We start from the raw sequence: 20,486 nt of genomic DNA on the forward strand, positions 1-20,486 counted from the left end.
ACTAATTTATCCGCCATATTAGTCGACTCTAATATTCATTGCTCCAAAAAATTGGGAAACTTCAGTTGTCAGAAAGAGTTGGTGGTATTCCAATGCAGTAATTTATCCCTGAATTTGTACAGCCGGGTTGGGTGGGATATGTGCAGTTGTGGGGCGGGAGCGGCGTGTTTGTGCAGAACTGTTGCAACTTTCCGGGCAGGAGCGGGTCATAAGGGTTGTGGGCATGAACACCCCACAAGGTTTTCGAACCATTACATTTACTCCCTTTGGTAATACTTAGACCGGCGTACTCAGGTACGCCGGCTTTTTTTTGTGTATCATTTGCGGGGTTAATATTCTGGTACGGGGAGAAATATGAAAATCGGGCAGTTTTCACTGGCAGGCCTGCTGTTGCTGGCCACTGGCGGTGCGTGGGCGGGAGAGGCCACACTGAATACGGGCGATACGGCCTGGATACTCACATCAACGGCGCTGGTGCTCTTCATGACCTTGCCGGGGCTTGCACTGTTCTATGGCGGCCTGGTGCGCAGCAAGAACGTGCTGTCGGTGCTGATGCAGTGCTTTGCCATCGCGGGGGTCAGTTCGATCCTGTGGCTGATTGCCGGCTACAGCCTGGCTTTTGGCGAAGGCAACGCGTGGATCGGTGATTTCAGCAAGGTGCTCATGGCCGGAATAGGAAGAGAGAGTCTTTCGGGCAATATTCCCGAATCCCTGTTCATGCTGTTTCAGATGACTTTTGCCATCATCACACCGGCGCTGGTAGTGGGCGGTTTCGCCGAGCGCATGAAGTTTTCCGCCATGCTGCTCTTCAGCGCGCTGTGGCTGATGCTGGTGTATGTGCCGGTGACCCACTGGGTTTGGGGCGGTGGCTGGCTGGGCCAGATGGGTCTGTATGATTTTGCCGGCGGCACCGTGGTACATATCACAGCTGGTGCCGCGGCGCTGGTCACGGCACTGGTCATGGGGCCACGCCGCGGTTTTCCGACCACGCCTTTCACGCCCCACAACATGACCATGACAGTGACCGGGGCAGGCATGCTCTGGGTGGGCTGGTTCGGTTTCAATGGCGGCAGTGCCCTGGCGGCGAACGGTGATGCGGCCATGGCCATGCTGGTGACGCATATTTCCGCTGCTACCGGGGCCATGACCTGGATGTTCATCGAATGGAAGAAGTTCGGCAAGCCCAGCGCCCTGGGTGTCGTCACCGGCATGGTGGCCGGGCTGGGCACCATTACCCCCGCTTCCGGCTTTGTCGGGCCTGGCGGGGCGCTGATCATCGGCCTGCTGGCGGGCAGCATCTGCTTTACGGCTACCATGTACCTCAAGCAGGTGCTCAAGATCGATGATTCCCTGGATGTTTTCCCCGTCCACGGTGTTGGCGGCATGCTGGGTACCATGCTCGCAGGAGTATTCTCCGCCGCCAGCCTGGGTCTGTTCAGTGGCTATGGTTTTGCCGACGGCATCAGCAGCATGGGCGGACAGGTCTGGGTACAGTTCATAGGTGTTGCTGCCACCCTGGTGTTTACCGTCGTACTGACCTGGGGCATCCTGAAAGTGGTGGCGGCAGTGACAGGTGGTTTGCGTGTTGATGCCGACCAGGAGCAGGAAGGCCTGGATATCGTGCTGCACGAGGAACGGGGCTACGACATTCATTGACGGATGTTTTTCCTGCAGGCAGGAAGGCCGCCGGAAACGGCGGCTTTTTTGCTGATAAGATGTTGTTTTTCCTGAGCTGGCGCGAGATATGAGTGAGTGGATGGCATTGCCGGTGGCGTTTGTCGTTGCTGTGGTGTTGTGCTGGCGCTTTTCATCACCGGGTTCGCTGTTTCATGTGCTCGATCATCCCGGTGAACGTTCCCTGCACCAGCAGGCCACCCCCCGCAGCGGTGGCGTAGCCCTTGTCCTGGGCCTGCTGGCGGGCTGGGGACTGGCAACGAGCCTGGGCGGAATGAAAGCCGATGAGCTGTCGGTCTGGATGATGTCCGGCGTGGTGGTGCTGGCCATCGTCGGTGCTGTCGATGACCGGTTGGACCTGTCTCCTCTGCTGCGTCTGGTGGTGCAGTTGCTGGCTGCCCTCTTCCTGCTTGCTGCGGGGCTGATCCCCGACAGGCTGCAGCTGCCGGGAACAGCTCTGACGCTGCCTTGCTATCTTGCGTTGGGTCTGACGGTGCTGTACGTGTTGTGGCTGACCAACCTGTACAATTTCATGGACGGCATGGATGGCTTTGCGGGCGGGATGGCCGTTACCGGTTTCGGGTTCATGGCGTGGCTGGGCTGGCAGGCAGGGGATGGGGGATTTATGCTGATGTCCCTGATGATTGCAGCCGCAGCAGGGGGGTTCCTGGTTTTCAATTTCCCCCCGGCGCGCATTTTTATGGGCGATGCCGGCGCGCCTGTACTGGGTTACCTTGCCGCGGCACTGTCATTGCAGGCGGATCGTGACGGGCTGTTTCCCCTCTGGGTGGCGGTGCTGATCTTTTCCCCTTTCGTTGTCGATGCCAGTTACACTCTGATGCGCAGGCTGCTTGCGGGCAGAAAGCCGTGGCAGGCTCACCGGGAACATGTCTACCAGCGGCTGGTTCAGCTGGGTTGGTCCCATCGCCGCACCGTGCTGTGGGCTTACCTGCTGATGCTGGGCACTGGTGTCAGCGCGGTCATGGCACTGAATCGTGATCCTGCTGTCCAATGGGCCGTGGTGGCCGGTTGGTCATCAATCTATGTCGCAATTATCGTTTGGGTTGGCCTGAGAGAACAAAGAGACTGATGAAAAGACTGGCAGACAGGCTGCTCAACCGGGGCATGGCCTTTCTTCATGACCTGCTGATGATACCCCTGGCGTGGCTGGGAGCCTATATCCTGCGCTTTAACCTTGAAGCCGTGCCGGACTGGTTCTGGCAGCAGGCGCTGAACAGCCTGCTGCTGGTGATACCTGTGCAGGCGGCGGTGTTCTGGGTGTTCGGGCTGTACCGTGGCGTGTGGCGCTTTGCCTCCCTGCCGGACATGATACGTATCGGCAAGTCGGTGCTCAGTGGCCTGCTGATCATCACCCTGCTGTTGTGGCTGACCCGCGACTTCAACGGCATACCCCGCTCGGTGCCCGTGCTGTACGGCATCCTGCTGATGATCTTTCTCAGTCTGCCGCGCATGGTGTACCGCTTCATCAAAGACCAGGGTGCGCGCAGCAAGAGCGCCCAGCGGGTGCTGGTGGTGGGCGCGGGCAGCGCCGGCGAGATGCTGGTGCGGGATTTGCTGCGCGATCCCGAACGCGCCTACCTGCCCCTGGCCTTCGTGGACGATGATGCCAGCAAGCGCGGACGGGAGATCCACGGTGTGCGCGTCATGGGCAACTGCGACCGGCTGCCGCGGATTGCCCGCAAGCTGGCGGCGGATCTGATCATGCTGGCGGTACCCTCCGCCGACAAGGATCAGATGCAGCGTATGATCGCCAGCGTGGAAGAAACCGGCCTGCCGTTTCGCACCGTGCCGCCCATGAAGGAACTCATGTCGGGCAATGTGCGTGTGGACCAGCTGCGTGAAGTGATGATCGAAGACCTGCTGGGCCGTGATCCTGTGGCGCTGGACTGGCAGGCCATTGAGGGTGGTCTGTCCGGCCGTTCGCTGCTGATCACCGGCGCAGGCGGCTCCATCGGTTCGGAACTGTGCCGCCAGCTGGCCGGGCTTTCCCTGGAAAAACTGATCCTGGTGGAAAACAGCGAATACAACCTGTTCTGCATCGAGCGGGAACTGGGTGAGAGTTTTCCGCAACTGGCGATACATTCCCACCTGGCGGATGTCACGGAAAAGGGCGTTCTCGACCGCATCTTCAGCCGCTACCGCCCCCAGGTGGTGTTCCACGCAGCGGCCTACAAGCACGTACCCCTGCTGGAAGAACAGATTCGCGAAGCCATGCGCAACAACCTGCTGGGCACGCGTAACGTGGCCCTGGCCGCCGATGCCCATGGCGCGGAAGAATTCGTGCTCATCTCCACCGACAAGGCGGTCAACCCGGCCAATGTCATGGGGGCGAGCAAGCGTGCGGCGGAGATCTACTGCCAGAATCTCAATGACCGTTCCGAAACCAGTTTCATCACCGTGCGTTTCGGCAATGTGCTCGGCTCCACCGGCAGCGTCGTGCCCCTATTCAAAGAACAGATAGAGAAGGGCGGTCCCGTCTCCGTGACCCATCCCGACATGGAGCGCTATTTCATGACCACCCGCGAAGCCTGCCAGCTCATCATGCAGGCCAGCGTGCTCGGGGAGGGCGGTGAGATCTTCGTACTCGACATGGGACAGCCCGTACGCATACAGTACCTGGCCGAGCAGCTCATCCGTCTTTCCGGTAAGAAACCGGGAGAGGATATTGAGATAGAATACATCGGATTGCGGCCGGGCGAAAAGCTTTACGAGGAACTGTTCCACGAACAGGAATCCCTGCAGCCCACCGCCCATGAAAAGATATTGCAGGCGCGTTACCGGCCGGTGCCCTGGGAAGAGCTGACCCATTTCATGGAAGATGCAGAAACGGCCTGCAACGCCTATGATTGCAGGCAGCTCAGTGACTTGCTCACCCGGCTGGTGCCGGAGCGCACCGATCACAGCGGCGGACGGGAGTGCGCCCTACAGGACAACAGATGACTACAGAGCAAACAGAAGGTCTGGAAGAAGTGCTGGCCGAAGGGGACAGCAACAGCCGTCTCGCGGCCATGCTGGAGGCGTCGGGCAAGCTGCCGCCCCAGGACTACACCCGGGCGGCGCGGCTGGCGGCGGAAAGCGGTGTTTCCGTGTGGCATATGGTGCAAAAGCTGGGCCTGGTTTCCGAACGTGATCTGGCCCAGGCGTTTGCCAGCGAGCTGGGACTGGAGATCATCGACGCTGAAGCTTTTCCCGATGTGGCGCTGCTGGAAGATGCCGTATCCCAGCGCTTTCTCAAGGAATCGCGGGTGTTGCCCCTGTACCTGGAAGATGACCGCCTGATTCTCGCCATGGCCGATCCCGTCGACGAGTTCGCCATCAGCGCCATGGAGGCAGTCAGCGGCCACGAGGTGCAGCCGGTGGTTGCCCTGCCGGCCGATATCGACAATGCCGTCGAAAAGCTCTACGGCGCCGGGCGTTCCGCCATGGGAGAGATCCTCGATGGCCTGAATGACGGCGACGAGAGCGAAGCCGACGTGGAAACCCTCAAGGACCTAGCCAGTGAAGCGCCGGTCATCCGTCTGGTGAATCTCATCGTGCAGCGGGCGGTGGAATCCCGCGCTTCCGATATTCACGTGGAGCCTTTCGAGGGCCAGCTCAAGGTGCGCTACCGCATCGACGGGGTGCTCACCGAGACCGAAGCGCCGCCGGCCCATTCCACCGCCGCGATCATCTCCCGCATCAAGCTCATGGCCAAGCTCAACATCGCCGAGCGCCGCCTGCCACAGGACGGGCGCATCAGCCTGCGGGTACAGGGAAAGGAGCTGGACCTGCGCGTGTCCACCGTGCCCACCATGTTCGGCGAGAGCGTGGTCATCCGCCTGCTGGACAAGGAAAGCGTGAAGTTCGATTTCGGCGCCCTGGGTTTCGATGGCGAGCCCCTCGAACGCTTCAAACACATCCTGGATATGCCCCACGGCATCGTGCTGGTCACCGGCCCTACGGGCAGCGGTAAATCCACCACCCTGTACACCGCCCTGAGCCGTCTCAACACGGCGGAGAAAAAGATCATCACCGTCGAAGACCCGGTGGAATACCAGGTGGCGGGTATCAACCAGATCCAGTTGAAACCGCAGATCGACCTGACCTTCTCCAGCGCCCTGCGCTCCATCGTGCGCCAGGACCCGGATATCATCATGGTGGGCGAGATGCGGGATCTGGAAACGGCGCGCATCGCCGTGCAGTCGGCCCTCACCGGCCACCTGGTGCTGTCCACCCTGCACACCAATGATGCCGCGGGCGGCATCACCCGGCTGCTAGACATGGGGGTGGAAGACTATCTCATCACCTCCACCATCAATGGCATTCTCGCCCAGCGGCTGGTGCGTCGCCTGTGTCCCCATTGCAAGGAAGCCTACGAACCCCTGCCCGAACTCGTTGAAGAACTGGGTCTGGACCGCTACACCGGAGAAGATCAGACCGTAACCCTGTACCGGCCCGTGGGCTGTGATGAATGCGGCGGCAGCGGCTATTTCGGTCGCCTGTCCCTCACGGAAGTGCTGGTGATGAACGACGAGCTGCGCCGGCTGGTCATGCGGCACGCCAATGCGGGAGAGATTCAGCAGGCGGCTGTCGAAGATGGCATGGATACCCTGCACCAGGACGGCTTGCGCAAATCCGTCGCGGGCATAACCACCCTGGAAGAAGTGGCAAGGGTGGCGGAGGACTGATGCCTCTGTTCAGTTACAAGGCGGTGCGCGCCAACGGCGAGGTGGAAGAAGGGGAACTGGAAGCCGCCGACGAAGCCGCGCTGGTGCGCCAGCTGCAGCAGAACGGCCTCATGCCCATCCGTACCGGCCGTGCGGGCAGTGGTCTCAAGGGGCTGTTCAGGCGCAACAAGCCCAAGGTGGACCAGGAGCAGATACTGCATTTCACCCGCGAGCTGGCCACCCTGCTGGAAGCGGGTATGACCCTGGACCGGGCCCTGCAGATCCTGGCTGATCTGTCTGATGATGAAGCCCTGGTGCGCATGATGGAAAGCGTGCGCGAGAAGGTGCAGGGTGGCGACACCCTGTCGTCGGCCCTTGAGGCTCAGGGGAAGATCTTCACGCCTCTGTATATCAGCATGATCAAGGCCGGAGAGGCAGGCGGCGTGCTGCACAACGTGCTGAACCGGCTCACCGACTACCTGGAGCGTTCCCAGGATCTGCGCGAAAGCGTGCGCTCCGCGCTGACCTATCCCACTATCCTGCTCACCGTGGCGGGACTGTCCGTGATCGGCCTGCTGGTGGGTGTGGTGCCCCAGTTCAGCCAGATGTTCGCCGACATGGGCAAGGCGCTGCCCCTACCCACCCAGATCGTTGTCGGCATCGGCAATGTGCTGACCCACTACTGGTGGGCTATGCTGGCAGCGATTTTTCTTGGCATCGCCTTTGCCTCGAAGCATTTTGCCCGTCCTGAAGTCAAAAGGCGCTGGGACAGGCGGCTGCTGCACTGGCCCCTGCTGGGTGATCTGATTGCCAAGGTGGAAACGGCCCGTTTCACCCGTACCCTGGCCATATTGCTGCACAATGGCCTGCCGCTGCTCATGGCACTAAATCTGGTGAAAGATGTCATAAGCAACACCGTTATCGCAGAAACCATCGAGGAAGCGGCGGACAGCCTGAAACGGGGAAAAGGGCTGGCCGATCCCCTGATCGAAAAGGGTATACTGCCTCCTCTCGCGCTGCAGATGATCAAGGTGGGCGAGGAGTCCGGCAACCTGGAACCTATGCTCAACAAGGTGGCGGATGTTTTCGACAACGAAGTACGTGCCAGCGTAAAGCGCCTGCTGACCCTCCTCGAACCTGCACTGATCGTGGGACTGGGTCTGATCGTGGCTGGTATTATCGTATCCATCATGCTGGCCATACTGGGCGCCAACGATCTGGCGCTGTGACAGCCGGAAACGGCAGTCGTGTCTGAATTTGTTAAGGAGATTGAAAAGTAGTATGAAAATCAAGACATATCGTAGTAATGCGGGTTTTACCCTGCTGGAATTGCTTGTCGTGCTGGCCATCCTCGCCATGCTTGCGGGGCTGGTTGGTCCTAGGGTCATGGATCAGTTCGGCAAGGGAAAACATGATGCGGCGGTCACCCAGATCGGCAGCCTCAAGGGCGCGCTGGACCTGTATCGGCTGGATGCCGGGCATTATCCCCAGTCCCTGGAAGAGCTGACCAAGGGTGTCAATGGCGGCAAGCCGGTGCTGGACAAACTGCCCAAGGATCCCTGGGGAAACGACTATCAATACCGGTTCCCTGGCGAGCACGGCGATTTCGATATTGTTTCCTATGGTTCCGATGGCAGCCCCGGCGGAGAGGGTGAGAAAAGGGATATCAACAGCTGGGACTGAATTCTTGCGTGACCGGGGATTTACGCTGCTGGAGCTGATCGTGGTCATGGCGCTGATGGCCATCCTGATGACCGTGGTGCCGCCCATGATATCCAGCGCACTCCCCGGTACCCAGCTCAAGTCCGCTTCCCGTGAGCTGGCCGCCGGGTTGCGCTACGCCCGCAACCATGCGCTGACGGTCAGGGAGGAAGCCACACTGACCGTGGATGTGGAAAAGCACAGTTTCCAGATCACCGGCAGAAAGAAAAGTTATGCCATTCCGGCGAACCTCAAGATCGAGATCCTGACTGCCGAAAGTGAAACCCAGGGTGAAAACATTGGCGCCATCCGCTTCTTTCCCGATGGTGGCTCCACCGGTGGCCGCATCACCCTGAGCTACGGCGAACGTGGCTTCGGCGTCGATGTCGACTGGCTCACGGGCAAAGTGCGTATCCTCGACGTGGAACCGAACAGTTGATGTACCGTCAACAGGGCTTTTCCCTGCTGGAAGTGCTGGTGGCCTTCGCCATCCTGGCCATGTCCCTGGGCGTTCTGTACCAGGCCTTCGGTGGCAGTCTGCGCAATCTGGCGGTGGCGGGCAACTACACCAACGCCATGATCATCGCCGAATCCAAGCTGGCAGAAGTGGCAGACAAGGTGCCTCTGCGTCAGGGCAGCGAACAGGGAGAGGAAAAAGGCGGTTTCCGCTGGAAAGTGGATGTGCTGCCCTGGGAAGAACTAGAGGACATGCCCCACAGCTTCAAGCCCTATCACGTACACGTCGAAGTCACCTGGGGACAGAGCGGGCGCCGCTATGTCCTCGATACCCTGCGTCTGAGCGATAAATAGTGGAATCCCCGGTTCTCCCTGCCCGCAAAGGCTGCAGCCGGGGCTTCACCCTGCTGGAGATGCTCATCTCCCTGGCACTCATGGGGATCATGATGCTGCTGCTGTTCGGCGCCCTGCGTTTTGCGGGCAAGGCCTGGGATGCCAGCGAGACGCGTCTCGAGCGCGACACCAGCATCAGCATGGTGTGGCAGTATCTGTCGGACCGCTTCAGACAGGCCAGGGCGCTGAACAGCCAGGTGAAATCCGAAGGCGGCAACGTGTTTTTCTTCAAGGGCAACAGCCAGGCGGTGGAGTTCGTCAGCCCCATGCCGGCGCACCTGGGCAGTGGCGGCCTGTATATCATTCGGCTGCAGAAAGCGCGTCAGGGTGGCAGGACGCAGCTGATTCTGCGCCGCTGGCTTTATCACCCCGAGGTGCTGTCTGGTGATGCGGGCCTGCCCCGCTGGCGTCCCCTGTCCGGGCCTTCGGTACTGCTCGGCGTAAAGGAGAAGCCCGAGCTGCGGGCCTGGTACAGCGAATCTGTGCTCGTGGATGAAATCAAGAGTCTGAAGTTTTCTTACTACGGTGTTGCCAACAAGGGCGATGATTTTGCCGACTGGACCGATGGCTGGGATGATCATCCCTATCTGCCCATGCTGGTGCGTATGGAGATCACAGACCAGAAAGGCCCGTGGCCGCCCATGACTTTCGAGCTGCCGGGGTACTGAATGATGCAGACACGACGCCAACAAGGAATCGCGCTGGTGCTGGTGCTCTGGGTGATCGTGCTGCTCAGCGTCATCGCCGGCGCTATGTCCACGGTGCAGCGTACCGGAGTTGCCATGACCGGCAACATCCGGCAGGAGCGTGAAGGCAGGGCGCTGGTCAGTGCCGGCCTGAACTTCATGGCATTGATGCTCGAAAGGCGCTCCCGTCCCATCGAAAACAACCCCTGGCCCATGGATGGCCGTCTGCATCCCTGGAATTTTGCCGGGCGTACGATCTGGATCGGTGCCATGCCCGAAAATGCTCGCATCGATATCAACCGGGTGGATGACAAGGTGCTGCTGAGCCTGCTCAGGTCCATGGGGTTGGAAGAAGAACAGGCCCTGGCGGTACGCGATGCCATCGTGGACTGGCGTGATCCCGACAATGCCACTCACGCAGAGGGCGCCGAAGACCGGGAATACCGGTCTGAAGGCAGGCCCATCGGTGCCCGCGATGCCTATTTCCTTTCCATAGAGGAACTGCAACAGGTTTTGGGCATCACTGCGGATATGTACAAAAAACTGGCCGGGGCATTGACCGTGGATGCGCGGCAACGTACAGTCAATCCCGCATTTGCTTCGAGAGAAGTGCTGCTGGCCACGCCGGGTGTGACGCCGCAGGAAGTCGATCAGTATCTGGCCGACCGGCAGCAGGCGCTGGATCAGGGCCTGCCTGTACCCCAGCCACCTTTTGGCGGCGCATTTCTCAAGAAAGGCAGAAATACACGCTTCCGGCTGTTTGCCGAAGTGGATCTCCCGGGGGGAGGAAAGTCCCAGGGTGAAATGGTTGTTGGTATGGAATCCAAGACACGCAAAGGTTATATGCTGCTACAGAAAAAATTCGGCAAACTCCCATCCCTGGGGTGTGTGGCGCTACCGGAAGAAGAGGGCTGACATGCCTGAAAGAACCTCCAGCCTGGCCCAGCTTCGCACCATCCGCAAGCAGTTGTTTGCCTGTCTTCCTGCCGGAATGGCGGAGCGCATGGCTTCCGGCGTGACGCCTTATATTCTCGAAATCTCGGAAGACCATGCCGAGCTGTATCGCGACGGTCGCCAGCTGGGCGAGATGCAGCTGGGCGGCAGCGTTTTCGATCCGTCCATCGCCTCCCTGCTCAAGCCCCATGAACATCCGCTAACCGTTTTCGTGCCTGTGAACTGGCTCCTGAAGCGCACGGTGGCATTGCCTGCTGCCGCCCAGGAGAATCTGCGCCAGGTGATCAGCTTCGAGCTGGACCGTTTTACGCCTTTCCCCGCGGACCAGGTCTATTTCGACTATCACATCAACAGCCGCGGCGGTGGCGCGGAAATGCTGTCAGTCGATGTGGCGCTGGTGCCGTGCAAGCGTGTGGACGACTGGCTGAACGCGCTGCGCTTGGCAGGAATCGCGGTGGATACGCTCAGCGCGTCCGGCCTGTGGGACGAGGCCAACCTGCTGCCGCCGGAGCTGCGTCCGAAGCTCAATCTCAGGCGTCTGACCCAGAAGATGCTGCCCGTTGCCCTTGTCGTCATTCTGCTTGCCGCAGCCATGGCCCTGCCCCTGTGGCAGAAGCGCAATATCGCCATGTCTCTGCAGGCCAGGGAAGCTGTGCTGCGCGGCAAGGCGGGCGAAGTGATAAAGCTGCGTGAGAAGGTGGATGCGGAGATCCAGTCGCTGGAGAAGATCCGTGACCAGTGGCGGGCATTCCCGCCCGTGCTGGATGTGCTGCAGGTGCTGACCAATCTGCTGCCCGACGATACTTCGTTACAGCGCATGGAAGTCAAGGGCAATACCCTGACCATCAATGGCACCTCCAGTTCGGCATCTTCCCTGATCGCCTTGCTGCAGAATTCGCCTGCCTTCGATGCGCCGCATTTTCTGTCTCCCGTGACCCAGCAGCGCGGCAAGGAGGTGTTCAATCTCGCCGCCAGAATCCAGATGCCTTTTCCCCGTGACCTGGACAGTGTTGCCGTTGCTGATGAAGGGAGCACCACCATGCCTGCAGCGAAAGGTGCTGCCCCCGCTCCCGTGGCCAAACCGGGGAAGGAAGCAGCGCCGGTTGAGACAACCTCTGCGCCTTCTGCCGGTGGAGCAGCGGTGCAACCCGGGCTGGAGCCTGAAACGACAGCGGCGCCTGTTGCCGAGCCGGCTCCCTTGCCGCCACCGGTCAGTTATTCGACGGATACGGGACGCTCACGCACTCTTCCGGCAGCGCCTTCGGTGCCGCCTCAGCGCACCATCTCGGGAGCGGGCCGATGAACCTGCGAACGGGTAAGAGCAAATGTGTGTTGCTGCTCGGGGGGGTGTCCCTGTTCATTCTGCTGTTGCTGGCCATGATCATTTGGCCCTGGTGGAGCAAGATGCAGTTCTATGATGCGGCGGCAGCACAGTCGGCGGATCGTATCGGGCGCTATCAGCGCCTGCTGGACAGCCGGCCCCAGCTGGGCAAGCGCCTAAAAACACTGCGCCAGGATCTTGGCAAGCGCAAGTATTTCATTGCGGCGGAAAATCAGGAACTGGCGGCGGCCGAACTGCAGAATCGCGTGAAGAAAATCGTGACCGGCGCAGGGGGCAAGCTGATCAGCACCCAGAAAATTGATACCGACCGTGATGGCGACAAGCGGGAGATCGAAATCAAGGTGCGTATGAAGGGGGATGTGGTGGCCCTGTCCAAAGTGTTACACGAGCTGGAAGGGCAGTTGCCTGTTCTGATGGTGCAGGATATCTCCATCCGCAGCCGGCGCACCGTCAAAGGGCGGCGCCAGAATCGCGTGGAGGGCTATGAACTGGATGTGAGTTTTGGTGTGGTGGGCTATCTGCCGGGAGGCGGCAAGTGAGAAAACTGTGGCTGCTGATCGTCATCCTGCTGCTTGGTTTTCTGGGCTGGCGCTGGTTCTATCCTCCCCAGGCGCCGCAGATCACGGCCGGTACCGCCGCGGGCAGGCAGGATGACGAAATCAAGGTGCTGCTCGACAGCATGGACAGGGTTGCCGGCTTTCCGGCGCAGGAAGCGTATCAACCCATTGGCGAGCGGCCGCTGTTTTTCAGCAAACGCCGCCCGCCTCCGCCATATGTACCTGCCCCGCCGGGCAAGAAACCGCCCGTAAGGCCGCCGCGTAAAATCGGCAAGCCGCGTATACAGCTGAGTGCGGTCATTATCATTGGTAAAGAGAAATATGCCCTGATAAAGGGCGGAAGGCAGAGGGACTCACGCCGGGTACGCGTGGGTGAGGAAGTGGATGGCTGGAAAGTGACCAGTATCGACCAGGGCAAGCTGGTGCTGAGCAACGGCAGCGAGAGTGAGGAGGTGTTGCTGAGGAACTATAAACCCGTGTTGCCGGTCAAAACATCTCCAAAGAGGCCAGTGAAAAATACAAAAAACAATAATGCAGTAAAAAAACCGGCGCCCAGGCCGGCAATGCCGAAACGCTGAGTACCAGCCATTGCCCAAGGGGCTCGCATTTCAGACAAGGGCGGGTTTGTGCTACTATTCCGCACTTATTGATTCAGGAAACGAACATTGAATAACTCCGTGTCTCTCCAACGCTTCTGGCTGCTTGTCGGCCGTGGCCTGCCGCTGGCGGCCATTGCGCTCACGCTCAGCGCCTGTCAGTCGTTTCCTCTCGCAAAAGAACACAGGGAACTGACGCGTCCGCCCATTCCCATGAATACAGCCAGCGGTGTGCTGGAAGCCAGGCAGGGAACCGAACTTGCGGAAAGCATTGCCGCCGCCTCTCCTCAGGAAGGCGAAACCCCGCCTCCCCCGTTGCAGGACTGGCAGGTAACGGGTAGCGGCAAACTGATCGACAAACCGCCGACGCCGGCCAAAACTGGCAAACCCCCTGTCTTCAGCAACAAGCGCGATATCACCCTGAATTTTGAAAACACCGATATTCGCGAAGTCGTGAAAGTCATTCTGGGCGATACCCTGCAGCTGAGCTATATCGTCGATCCGGGTGTGCGTGGTGGCGTCAGCATGCAGACCGGCGCGCCGGTATCCCGCAAGGATCTGCTGCCCCTGCTGGAAACGCTGCTGCGCATGAACAACGCCACCCTGGTACAGCAGGATGGTGTCTATCATGTGGTTCCTGTCACCAAGGCGGTCAAGGGATTGCTGACGCCTCAGCTTGCAGACTCCAAGGTCCCTCTGCCTTCAGGCCACAGCCTGCAGATCCGCCCCCTGAAAAACATCAGCGCAGAGGAAATGAACGAGATCCTCAAGCCGCTGGTAAAGGACAACAGCATCGTGCGGGTAGACCCCAAGCGCAACCTGCTGATCCTGTCCGGCAATGCCCATGATCTCGAACAGATGCTGTCCGTTATCGATACCTTCGACGTGAACTGGATGAAGGGATTGTCTGTGGGGTTCTTTACACTGGAGAATGGCAGTGTCGAGGAAGTGCAGAAGGATCTGGATGCCGTCCTCGGTGGCGATGCCGGCAAGGCCCTGGGAGGACTTGTGCGCATCACCCCCATTGAAAGTGCCAACGGTTTCCTGGTGGTGACACCGCAGAAGGAATATCTGCGAGAAGTGGGCAAATGGATCAAGCGTTTCGATTCCATGACCCAGTCGGGCGACAGCCAGCGGCTGTTTGTCTATCGGGTGCGCAACGGCAAGGCGGAAGACCTGGCGGGACTGCTCAATGAACTGTTTACCGGCAAGAGTTCCAAACCGAAAACAAAATCCGGATCTGTTGCGCCTGGTTTGAAAAGCACTACGGTGACATCCAAACCCAAGAACTCCAAATCAGCAGCGGAAAAGGCGAGGAAATCCAAGGTTGCGACAACCCGGAAACCTACCAGCGCCAGCAGTGGCAATACCAGTGCGCTGGAAGGCGAGATTCGTGTGGTGGCAGATGAAGATCACAATACACTGCTGATATTGGCGTCGGCCAGGGACTACAAGAAGGTGCTGAGCACCCTGGAGCAGCTGGATATCGTGCCCCTGCAGGTACATATCGAAGCCACCATCGTGGAAGTCCTGCTCAAGGACAAACTGAAATACGGTATCTCCTGGTTCTTCGAAGGCGGTGTCGGTGGCGGAAAACAAAGTATCGGCGGTGTTGGTGGCACTACTTCCGGCACAGACCTGACGGGGGGGCTCAGCAAGTTGCTCAATGGCTTCAACTGGTCACTCATTGACAGCACGGGCGCCGTAAGGGCTGTTCTCAATGCCTTTGCTAATGACTCGCTGGTAAATGTACTTTCCGCGCCATCGGTCATGGTGCTGGACAATCACGAAGCCAAGATCCGGGTTGGCGACGAAGTGCCCACCCTGACGCAGAGCCAGACAAATGATGCCGGCAATATCATTCAGACAGTCCAGTATCGGGAAACAGGTATCATCCTTACCGTAAAACCCAGGGTTAATCCGGGTGGCCTGGTGACCATGGAAGTCACTCAGGAAGTGAGTGCGGTGGCGGATACAGAAGTATCCACCAACCAACCCACCATACAGACGCGCGAAATAAACAGTACCGTGGCCGTGCAGAGTGGTCAGACCGTCGTTCTGGGTGGTCTGATCAGGGACAAACGCACCAATGCAGAAGGTGGCGTACCCTTTCTTTACAAGGTGCCGGTCCTTGGGGCCCTGTTCGGCGAGACCGAAGCCGGCAACGAGCGGGTGGAACTGGTTATCGTGCTCACACCCCGGGTAATCACCAGTGCCGAGGATGCGCTGAAGATCACGCGGGATTTCCGTACCCGGATGCAAGGACTCAAGCAGGAATTTCTTGAAGAAGCGGGGGTAATCCGCACCAAAGGTGGAGACCGGCTGTACGGGACTTCTGTGGACAGAGCAAGTGATGGGCCAGGTGATGGGCAATGACAATGAGAAATTTACCATGAAAAACGCACGTCGGGTATTAGGGTTTTTGCTAGGGGCAGCTGTTTTTCTGTCTTCTGGATGTAGCGAAAAAGAAGGGCGGCCAGCTGTCGATAAAGAAAGTGTTGCAAATGTGACGCACTCGACAAAAGAGGGCTTACTTGACAAGCGGGTTCTGGGGCGGATGGAGGCGCTGATTGAAAGGGATTGGAAGGCGGCTTATGAGTACCTTTCTCCGGCTCGCCGCAAGCTAATGCCTTATCCTGTGTTTGTCAACAGGATGAATATTTCCGCGATATTGAGGAAGCATGTAGATGTAGTAAAAAAAGACTGTAATACAGATGCCTGCGATGTTTTATTGAAGCTGCGGTACATCTACATAGGCGGTGTTGTTTCTGGCATGCAAGGACAAGAAAGGTCCAGCACAATTCACGAGAAGTGGGTGTACATGGACGGTAATTGGTGGTTTGTTCCCGAGTAAGAGAGGGAGGGATGTTTAGTTTATTGATAGGTGCGGTTTGTTGTAAAATGAGCACACGTCGCAGGAATGCCGAAAATCTGGGAAAAAGTTTGCTATACTTTTTTTCGTGTGGTAAGGTTTGTTTTAGCTGCATCAAGTCCTGGTGGCGGCTGGGTGCAAAAAATGCTAATCGCTTAGTCACCTATAGATCTATAGTTGAATAGCTTTCAATTAAATTAAGGAGTTTCATTAAATGAAGATGAAAAAGAAAATTTTGTCCGTAGCAGTTCTGGTGGCCATGGGCGCTGGTACGGCTCAGGCAGTTAACCTCAGCGCTGACGGCACAGGCCAAGTTATTTTGTTCCCCTATTTCACTGCTCAGGGTAACGAAGAAACTTATCTGCAGGTCGTAAATACGCACAATGAAGGCAAGGCTGTTAAGATTCGTTTTCGCGAGGCTTACAACTCCCGCGAAGTGCTTGCCTTCAATATCTATCTGTCGCCCTATGATGTATGGACTGGTGTGGTTCTGGGTGTTGGCGATGGTGCCGGTATCGCGACCCGCGATACTTCATGTACTGCTCCAGATCTGACTGATACGCCCGTAGCTTTCCGTACCTCTCTGCTGCAGAACGACAACAATGGAGATATTACTGGTGCCGAAAGGACCCGTGAAGGTTATGTCGAAATCATCGAGATGGGTGTGGTAACACAAACTGGCTCTGTGGTTGATGCAGATAACGATGGCCATGCTGATTACGTGCATATTGGTGGCGTTCCTGAAAATTGCGAAACCATGATCAACAACTGGCGTCCAGGTGGTGCATGGGCGCAGAACCCGGCTAGTGGCATAACAGCTCCAAGCGGTGGACTGTTTGGTGCTCTGAGTGTCATTAATGTTTCTAGTGGTACTCAGGTAAGTGTGAACGCCACGTCTCTGGAAGCGGTGTTTGCTAGCCAGCAGCATGCTGATCCCGGCACCAACAACCCTACTCTGGCCAATGCTGATGCTACCAGTGTTGTAATGCTTAATAATGGTCCGGCAATCAATGGTCAGGGGGTTCAGGTTTTTGAGGATAGCTGGATTAGTAGTACCACTTATGCGGGTATTAATGCCGTATCAGCCACCCTGATGGCGCAGTCTGTTATGAACGGTTACAGTGTAAACCCTGCCAACGAAGCGGAATCTGCATGGGTTGTGACCTTCCCGACCAAGTGGGCCTATGCTGATCAGGATGAGATTCAAGCGCGTACTGGTAAAACGATTGCGGTTGCGCCTTTTACCGATACCTTCCAGGATCGGCCCCTTTCAGCTAGCTTGTGGGATAATGAGGCTTGTGAGAAGTTTGACCTCGTGGCTTGGGATCGTGAAGAGAAAGAAACAACAACAACTGGCGATGTGGACTTCTCTCCTGCACGGGATAATTCCAAGTATCTGTGTTATGAGGTCAACGTGATTCAATTTGAAGATTCTTCAGTATTTGATTCCGCGAACACTACCTTCCATGCCAATGGCATGCCAGGGAAGAATGGTTGGATGAGTCTCGGGTTTAACTATGGGCAAAGTATGGGGGCGAGCGCATACAGCGTAAATGATCACGGCAATGTTTACACTGGATTGCCTGTAATTGGCTTCAAAGCTAAGGTGCTGGGTAATGGCCAGTTAGAAGGTGCTGGTTCTTATGCGTCTGCGGTTGATCATGTGTATGAGCGTATTGTTAGTGGTGCATCTGTGACTGCTTACAGCCAGAACTAGCCAGAACTCTGGTAGTTAAGTAAAGGCGCGCTATAGGCCATTCCTTTTTTGAAGAGAGGGGTGATAAAGTAAGAAGGCCGTGCTTTCGCACGGCCTTTTTTTGTTGTGCGTCAAATATGGCGCTACTCCCCGAGTTGTGGTGACGAGGGGATGACTTGGGGGTACAAGGTCCCCTACCGGCCCGGCAAGGGTGCCCACCGCGAGGTGGGGTCTGAAGGAGGCCGAAGGCAAAGCACTGTCCCGACGAACAGGAATCGCATATGAGTCGGCCGCTGTGGGTATGGAAGTGAATATATTCAAACCCCGATATTTGCACGGAAACGGCGGACGTATAAACAGCGGATATAAGTGTAAAGGTCGCGCGTCTTACCCCGGGAGGTCTGGGTAACTGCGATGTGCTACTGCGATCGTAAGGTCGTGGGATTGGGTGGCCAGAAAGCCGAAAATTGCTCCTGCATTTTCTACATACAGGCCATCCCTGGCTTTGTCAACCGAACCCACACGACTGCATGGATGCAGGAGGTAGAGCAACGCAGGAGCAGTTGCCGAGTAGTGCCGTCTACCCTGACATGACGGGTCGCAAATGAGAGACCGCGAGTAGGTGGAGGGAACACGTGGAACGTCGATGAAGGCAGAAGACTCACAGACAGTGGATGCCCGCACAGAGGCGCCGATCTGCACCTCGCGAAGCTCGCTGCTATCGACCTGGCATTGCTGTCAACGGCAACTGAAAACTTGACCTACTTTACCTATCAATCTGCACCTTAGAATTGACCCACCCAGTCAAATATTTTCTGTCACTGCGGGCATTACCAGCCCGGCCTTTCTCTTCTCTCTGAGATGATAGCTGTCGCCCTTGATTTGGATCACCTGTGAGTGATGTAAGAAGCGATTCAGCATGGCAGAAGTCAAAGCGGTATTGCCGGCAAAGGTTTCATTCCTCTGACCAAAGGACAGATTCGAGGTCAGGATAATGGAACCTTTTTCATAACGTTTCACAATGACCTGGAAGAACAGGTTGGCCTGGTCTCGTGTCAGGGGCAAATAACTGATCTCATCGATAATCAGCAGACTGGGGCCGTTGATACTGCGCTGCATCGTTTGTTTGAGCCGCTCCTGCCGTTGTGCGGTATCCAGTTGTTGCAATAAGTCCGCTGTGGTTATAAGCTGGGCTGTGAGGCCGGCTAAGGTCGCGAAGTAATCTAGGGCAATGGCAACATGGGTTTTTCCAACCCCGCTGGATCCCAGCAACACGATATTTTCTTTTCTCTGGATAAAAGTCAGTGAGGCAAGCAGTTCAATTTGCTTTTTTGGTGCGCCGACCGCAAATTTGAAATCATAGTCATCCAGATGCTTGATGGCCGGGAAGCCCGCCATTTTCAGCAACACCGCACGGGTGCGCTGTTGGCGTGTTTGCTGTTCTGCCTTCAGACATTTTTCCAGATAATCACAATAACTACTGGGCACCTCTATTAATTGCCCCTAATCCTGTAAAATAGCAGCATCACAGGCAAACGGGAAGAAATCCATGCAACCCAGCTTTTTTGATCAGGAAAATCGGTTAGCCCAACTGGAGAAACTGGGAGAAACTGGGTGATCCACTGCCCCGACTGGACAGCATTGTGGATTGGGACGAGTTCAAACCAATACTCAAAGTGATCTACCAGAAGAAAAGGAAAAGCAATGCCGGCAGGAAGCCCTGGGGTACCGTGTTGATGTTCAAAATGCTGGTACTGCAATCGCTTTATAACCTGTCAGATGATCAAACGGAATACCAGGTTCGGGATCGGTTGTCCTTTCAACGGTTTCTGGGATTGAACCCGGATGATACCGTGCCGGATTCCAAGACCCTGTGGCTCTTCCGTGAGCAATTGGCACAGCATGGTTTGGTGGAGAAGCTGTTCAATGCCTTTGATCAGCAACTCTGGTATTCCGGTTTTATACCCAAAGGCGGCCAGATCATTGATGCCAGCCTGGTCAATGTGCCGAAGATGCGTATTCCACCCCAACGTGACCGCCGATTCCAAACGAACGTGACCGATTCCAGGGTTTTCCTTGGAATCTGCGGTCACGATGATGGAAACCCCGGTCACGATCCGTGTAATCTCACCCAACGCACTGGAATTCTTTCACTTTATCCGGCATACCCCTCGTTTTTTGCCTGCAGGAGACGAGCCATGCCGACCGCGAGGATTCCAATGAAGAAAATCATCGAAGTACTCCGCCTCAAGTATGAGGCCCAACTGAGCCACGACAAGATCGCCCGGGCTTGCCAGTTATCCAAGGGCGCGGTCTACAAGTATGTACACCTGGCCAAGGCCAAAGGCGTCACCTGGCCTTTGGCCGACGATGTGGATGAGGCCGCGCTGGAGGCCCTGTTGTTCCCGGCGCAGGAGAAACCCCAGCGTTACGTCCTGCCCGATTGCTTCCAGATCCACCAGGAGCTCAAGCGCAAAGGGGTGACCCTGCAGTTGCTGTGGGCCGAGTATGTCGCCCGCTACGAGACGCAGGCTTATCGTTACAGTCGCTTCTGCGCACTGTACCGCCAGTGGCGGGAAAAGCAAAAGCGCAGCATGCGCCAGTTGTACAAGGCCGGTGAGAAAGCGTTCATCGACTACTGTGGCCCCACCGTCGAGGTGATCGATCGTCATAGCGGTGAGATTCGTCATGCCCAGGTCTTTGTCGGGGTGCTCGGCGCCTCCAGCTACACGTTTGCCGAGGCGACCTGGACCCAGTCACTGCCCGACTGGATCGTAAGCGCCAAACAATCAGCCCTATTGCATTTTTTTGACAGGCGTGTTCCAGGGTAGCAGGGCTTCAATGTCCTCAACCGTCCTGGCATTGCCGATGTGCTGCAGCACATGGTGGAGG

At 57.4% G+C, this 20,486-nt stretch carries 17 protein-coding genes and 2 pseudogenes; 18 read left to right on the forward strand and 1 reads right to left on the reverse strand.

All coding sequences use genetic code 11. The features are described from left to right. Nucleotides 1-354: 354 nt before the first annotated feature. From ACOCD2_RS02375 to ACOCD2_RS02450, 16 genes are all read left to right on the forward strand, one after another. Complete coding sequence (locus ACOCD2_RS02375) at nt 355-1,656, forward strand: ammonium transporter (protein ID WP_293644425.1); 1,302 nt, start codon at nt 355-357, stop codon at nt 1,654-1,656. An 88-nt stretch (nt 1,657-1,744) separates the two neighbouring features. Next, nucleotides 1,745-2,764: an MraY family glycosyltransferase gene (locus ACOCD2_RS02380; RefSeq protein WP_293644427.1), complete on the forward strand. Its 1,020-nt coding sequence runs from the start codon at nt 1,745-1,747 to the stop codon at nt 2,762-2,764. Continuing rightward, entirely contained in the window at nt 2,764-4,635 is a 1,872-nt protein-coding gene (locus ACOCD2_RS02385; protein WP_293644429.1) for a polysaccharide biosynthesis protein, read from the forward strand. Before ACOCD2_RS02380 ends, ACOCD2_RS02385 begins: the two co-directional genes overlap by 1 nt. After that, nucleotides 4,632-6,362, forward strand: a complete 1,731-nt coding sequence (gene gspE, locus ACOCD2_RS02390; RefSeq protein ID WP_293644431.1) for a type II secretion system ATPase GspE — start codon at nt 4,632-4,634, stop codon at nt 6,360-6,362. Before ACOCD2_RS02385 ends, gspE begins: the two co-directional genes overlap by 4 nt. Then, nucleotides 6,362-7,570, forward strand: coding sequence for a type II secretion system F family protein (locus tag ACOCD2_RS02395; RefSeq protein ID WP_293644433.1), 1,209 nt, complete (start codon nt 6,362-6,364; stop codon nt 7,568-7,570). Before gspE ends, ACOCD2_RS02395 begins: the two co-directional genes overlap by 1 nt. Nucleotides 7,571-7,622: 52 nt before the next feature. Further along, complete coding sequence (gene gspG, locus ACOCD2_RS02400) at nt 7,623-8,024, forward strand: type II secretion system major pseudopilin GspG (RefSeq protein WP_293644435.1); 402 nt, start codon at nt 7,623-7,625, stop codon at nt 8,022-8,024. 4 nt (nt 8,025-8,028) lie between these two features. Then, complete coding sequence (locus ACOCD2_RS02405; protein ID WP_293644437.1) at nt 8,029-8,481, forward strand: GspH/FimT family pseudopilin; 453 nt, start codon at nt 8,029-8,031, stop codon at nt 8,479-8,481. Then, a complete protein-coding gene (locus ACOCD2_RS02410; protein WP_293644457.1) occupies nt 8,481-8,852 on the forward strand; it encodes a type IV pilus modification PilV family protein in 372 nt (123 codons plus the stop codon). Before ACOCD2_RS02405 ends, ACOCD2_RS02410 begins: the two co-directional genes overlap by 1 nt. Next, a complete protein-coding gene (locus ACOCD2_RS02415; protein ID WP_293644439.1) occupies nt 8,852-9,559 on the forward strand; it encodes a prepilin-type N-terminal cleavage/methylation domain-containing protein in 708 nt (235 codons plus the stop codon). Before ACOCD2_RS02410 ends, ACOCD2_RS02415 begins: the two co-directional genes overlap by 1 nt. After that, nucleotides 9,560-10,492 carry a general secretion pathway protein GspK gene (locus tag ACOCD2_RS02420; RefSeq protein ID WP_293644441.1) on the forward strand — a complete coding sequence of 311 codons (933 nt, stop codon included), beginning with the start codon at nt 9,560-9,562 and terminating at the stop codon, nt 10,490-10,492. It abuts the gene before it with no gap. 1 nt (nt 10,493) lies between these two features. Continuing rightward, a complete protein-coding gene (locus ACOCD2_RS02425) occupies nt 10,494-11,834 on the forward strand; it encodes a PilN domain-containing protein (RefSeq protein ID WP_293644443.1) in 1,341 nt (446 codons plus the stop codon). After that, nucleotides 11,831-12,412, forward strand: coding sequence for a type II secretion system protein GspM (gene gspM / locus ACOCD2_RS02430; RefSeq protein WP_293644445.1), 582 nt, complete (start codon nt 11,831-11,833; stop codon nt 12,410-12,412). The genes ACOCD2_RS02425 and gspM overlap by 4 nt, the downstream gene beginning before the upstream one ends. Beyond that, nucleotides 12,409-13,008 carry a hypothetical protein gene (locus tag ACOCD2_RS02435; protein WP_293644447.1) on the forward strand — a complete coding sequence of 200 codons (600 nt, stop codon included), beginning with the start codon at nt 12,409-12,411 and terminating at the stop codon, nt 13,006-13,008. The genes gspM and ACOCD2_RS02435 overlap by 4 nt, the downstream gene beginning before the upstream one ends. An 87-nt stretch (nt 13,009-13,095) precedes the next feature. After that, nucleotides 13,096-15,402, forward strand: coding sequence for a type II secretion system secretin GspD (gspD, locus tag ACOCD2_RS02440; protein WP_293644449.1), 2,307 nt, complete (start codon nt 13,096-13,098; stop codon nt 15,400-15,402). A 16-nt stretch (nt 15,403-15,418) separates the two neighbouring features. Further along, nucleotides 15,419-15,880 (forward strand): hypothetical protein, encoded by a 462-nt coding sequence (locus tag ACOCD2_RS02445; RefSeq protein WP_293644451.1) that lies wholly within the window; start codon nt 15,419-15,421, stop codon nt 15,878-15,880. A 232-nt stretch (nt 15,881-16,112) separates the two neighbouring features. Beyond that, complete coding sequence (locus ACOCD2_RS02450; protein WP_293644453.1) at nt 16,113-17,615, forward strand: hypothetical protein; 1,503 nt, start codon at nt 16,113-16,115, stop codon at nt 17,613-17,615. Between the two features lie 783 nt (nt 17,616-18,398). Here the strand turns inward: ACOCD2_RS02450 and istB are convergent. Beyond that, nucleotides 18,399-19,076 (reverse strand): annotated as a pseudogene (gene istB / locus ACOCD2_RS02455) (IS21-like element helper ATPase IstB); the annotation flags it as partial. Nucleotides 19,077-19,204: 128 nt separating this feature from the next. Here istB and ACOCD2_RS02460 point away from each other — a divergent pair. Then, nucleotides 19,205-19,612 (forward strand): annotated as a pseudogene (locus tag ACOCD2_RS02460) (transposase); the annotation flags it as partial. A 201-nt stretch (nt 19,613-19,813) separates the two neighbouring features. Continuing rightward, nucleotides 19,814-20,425, forward strand: coding sequence for a hypothetical protein (locus ACOCD2_RS02465; protein WP_293644455.1), 612 nt, complete (start codon nt 19,814-19,816; stop codon nt 20,423-20,425). The last annotated feature ends 61 nt before the right edge of the window (nt 20,426-20,486 follow it).

Source organism: Thiolapillus sp. (assembly GCF_048562965.1).
Lineage (GTDB): Bacteria > Pseudomonadota > Gammaproteobacteria > Chromatiales > Chromatiaceae > Thiolapillus > Thiolapillus brandeum_A.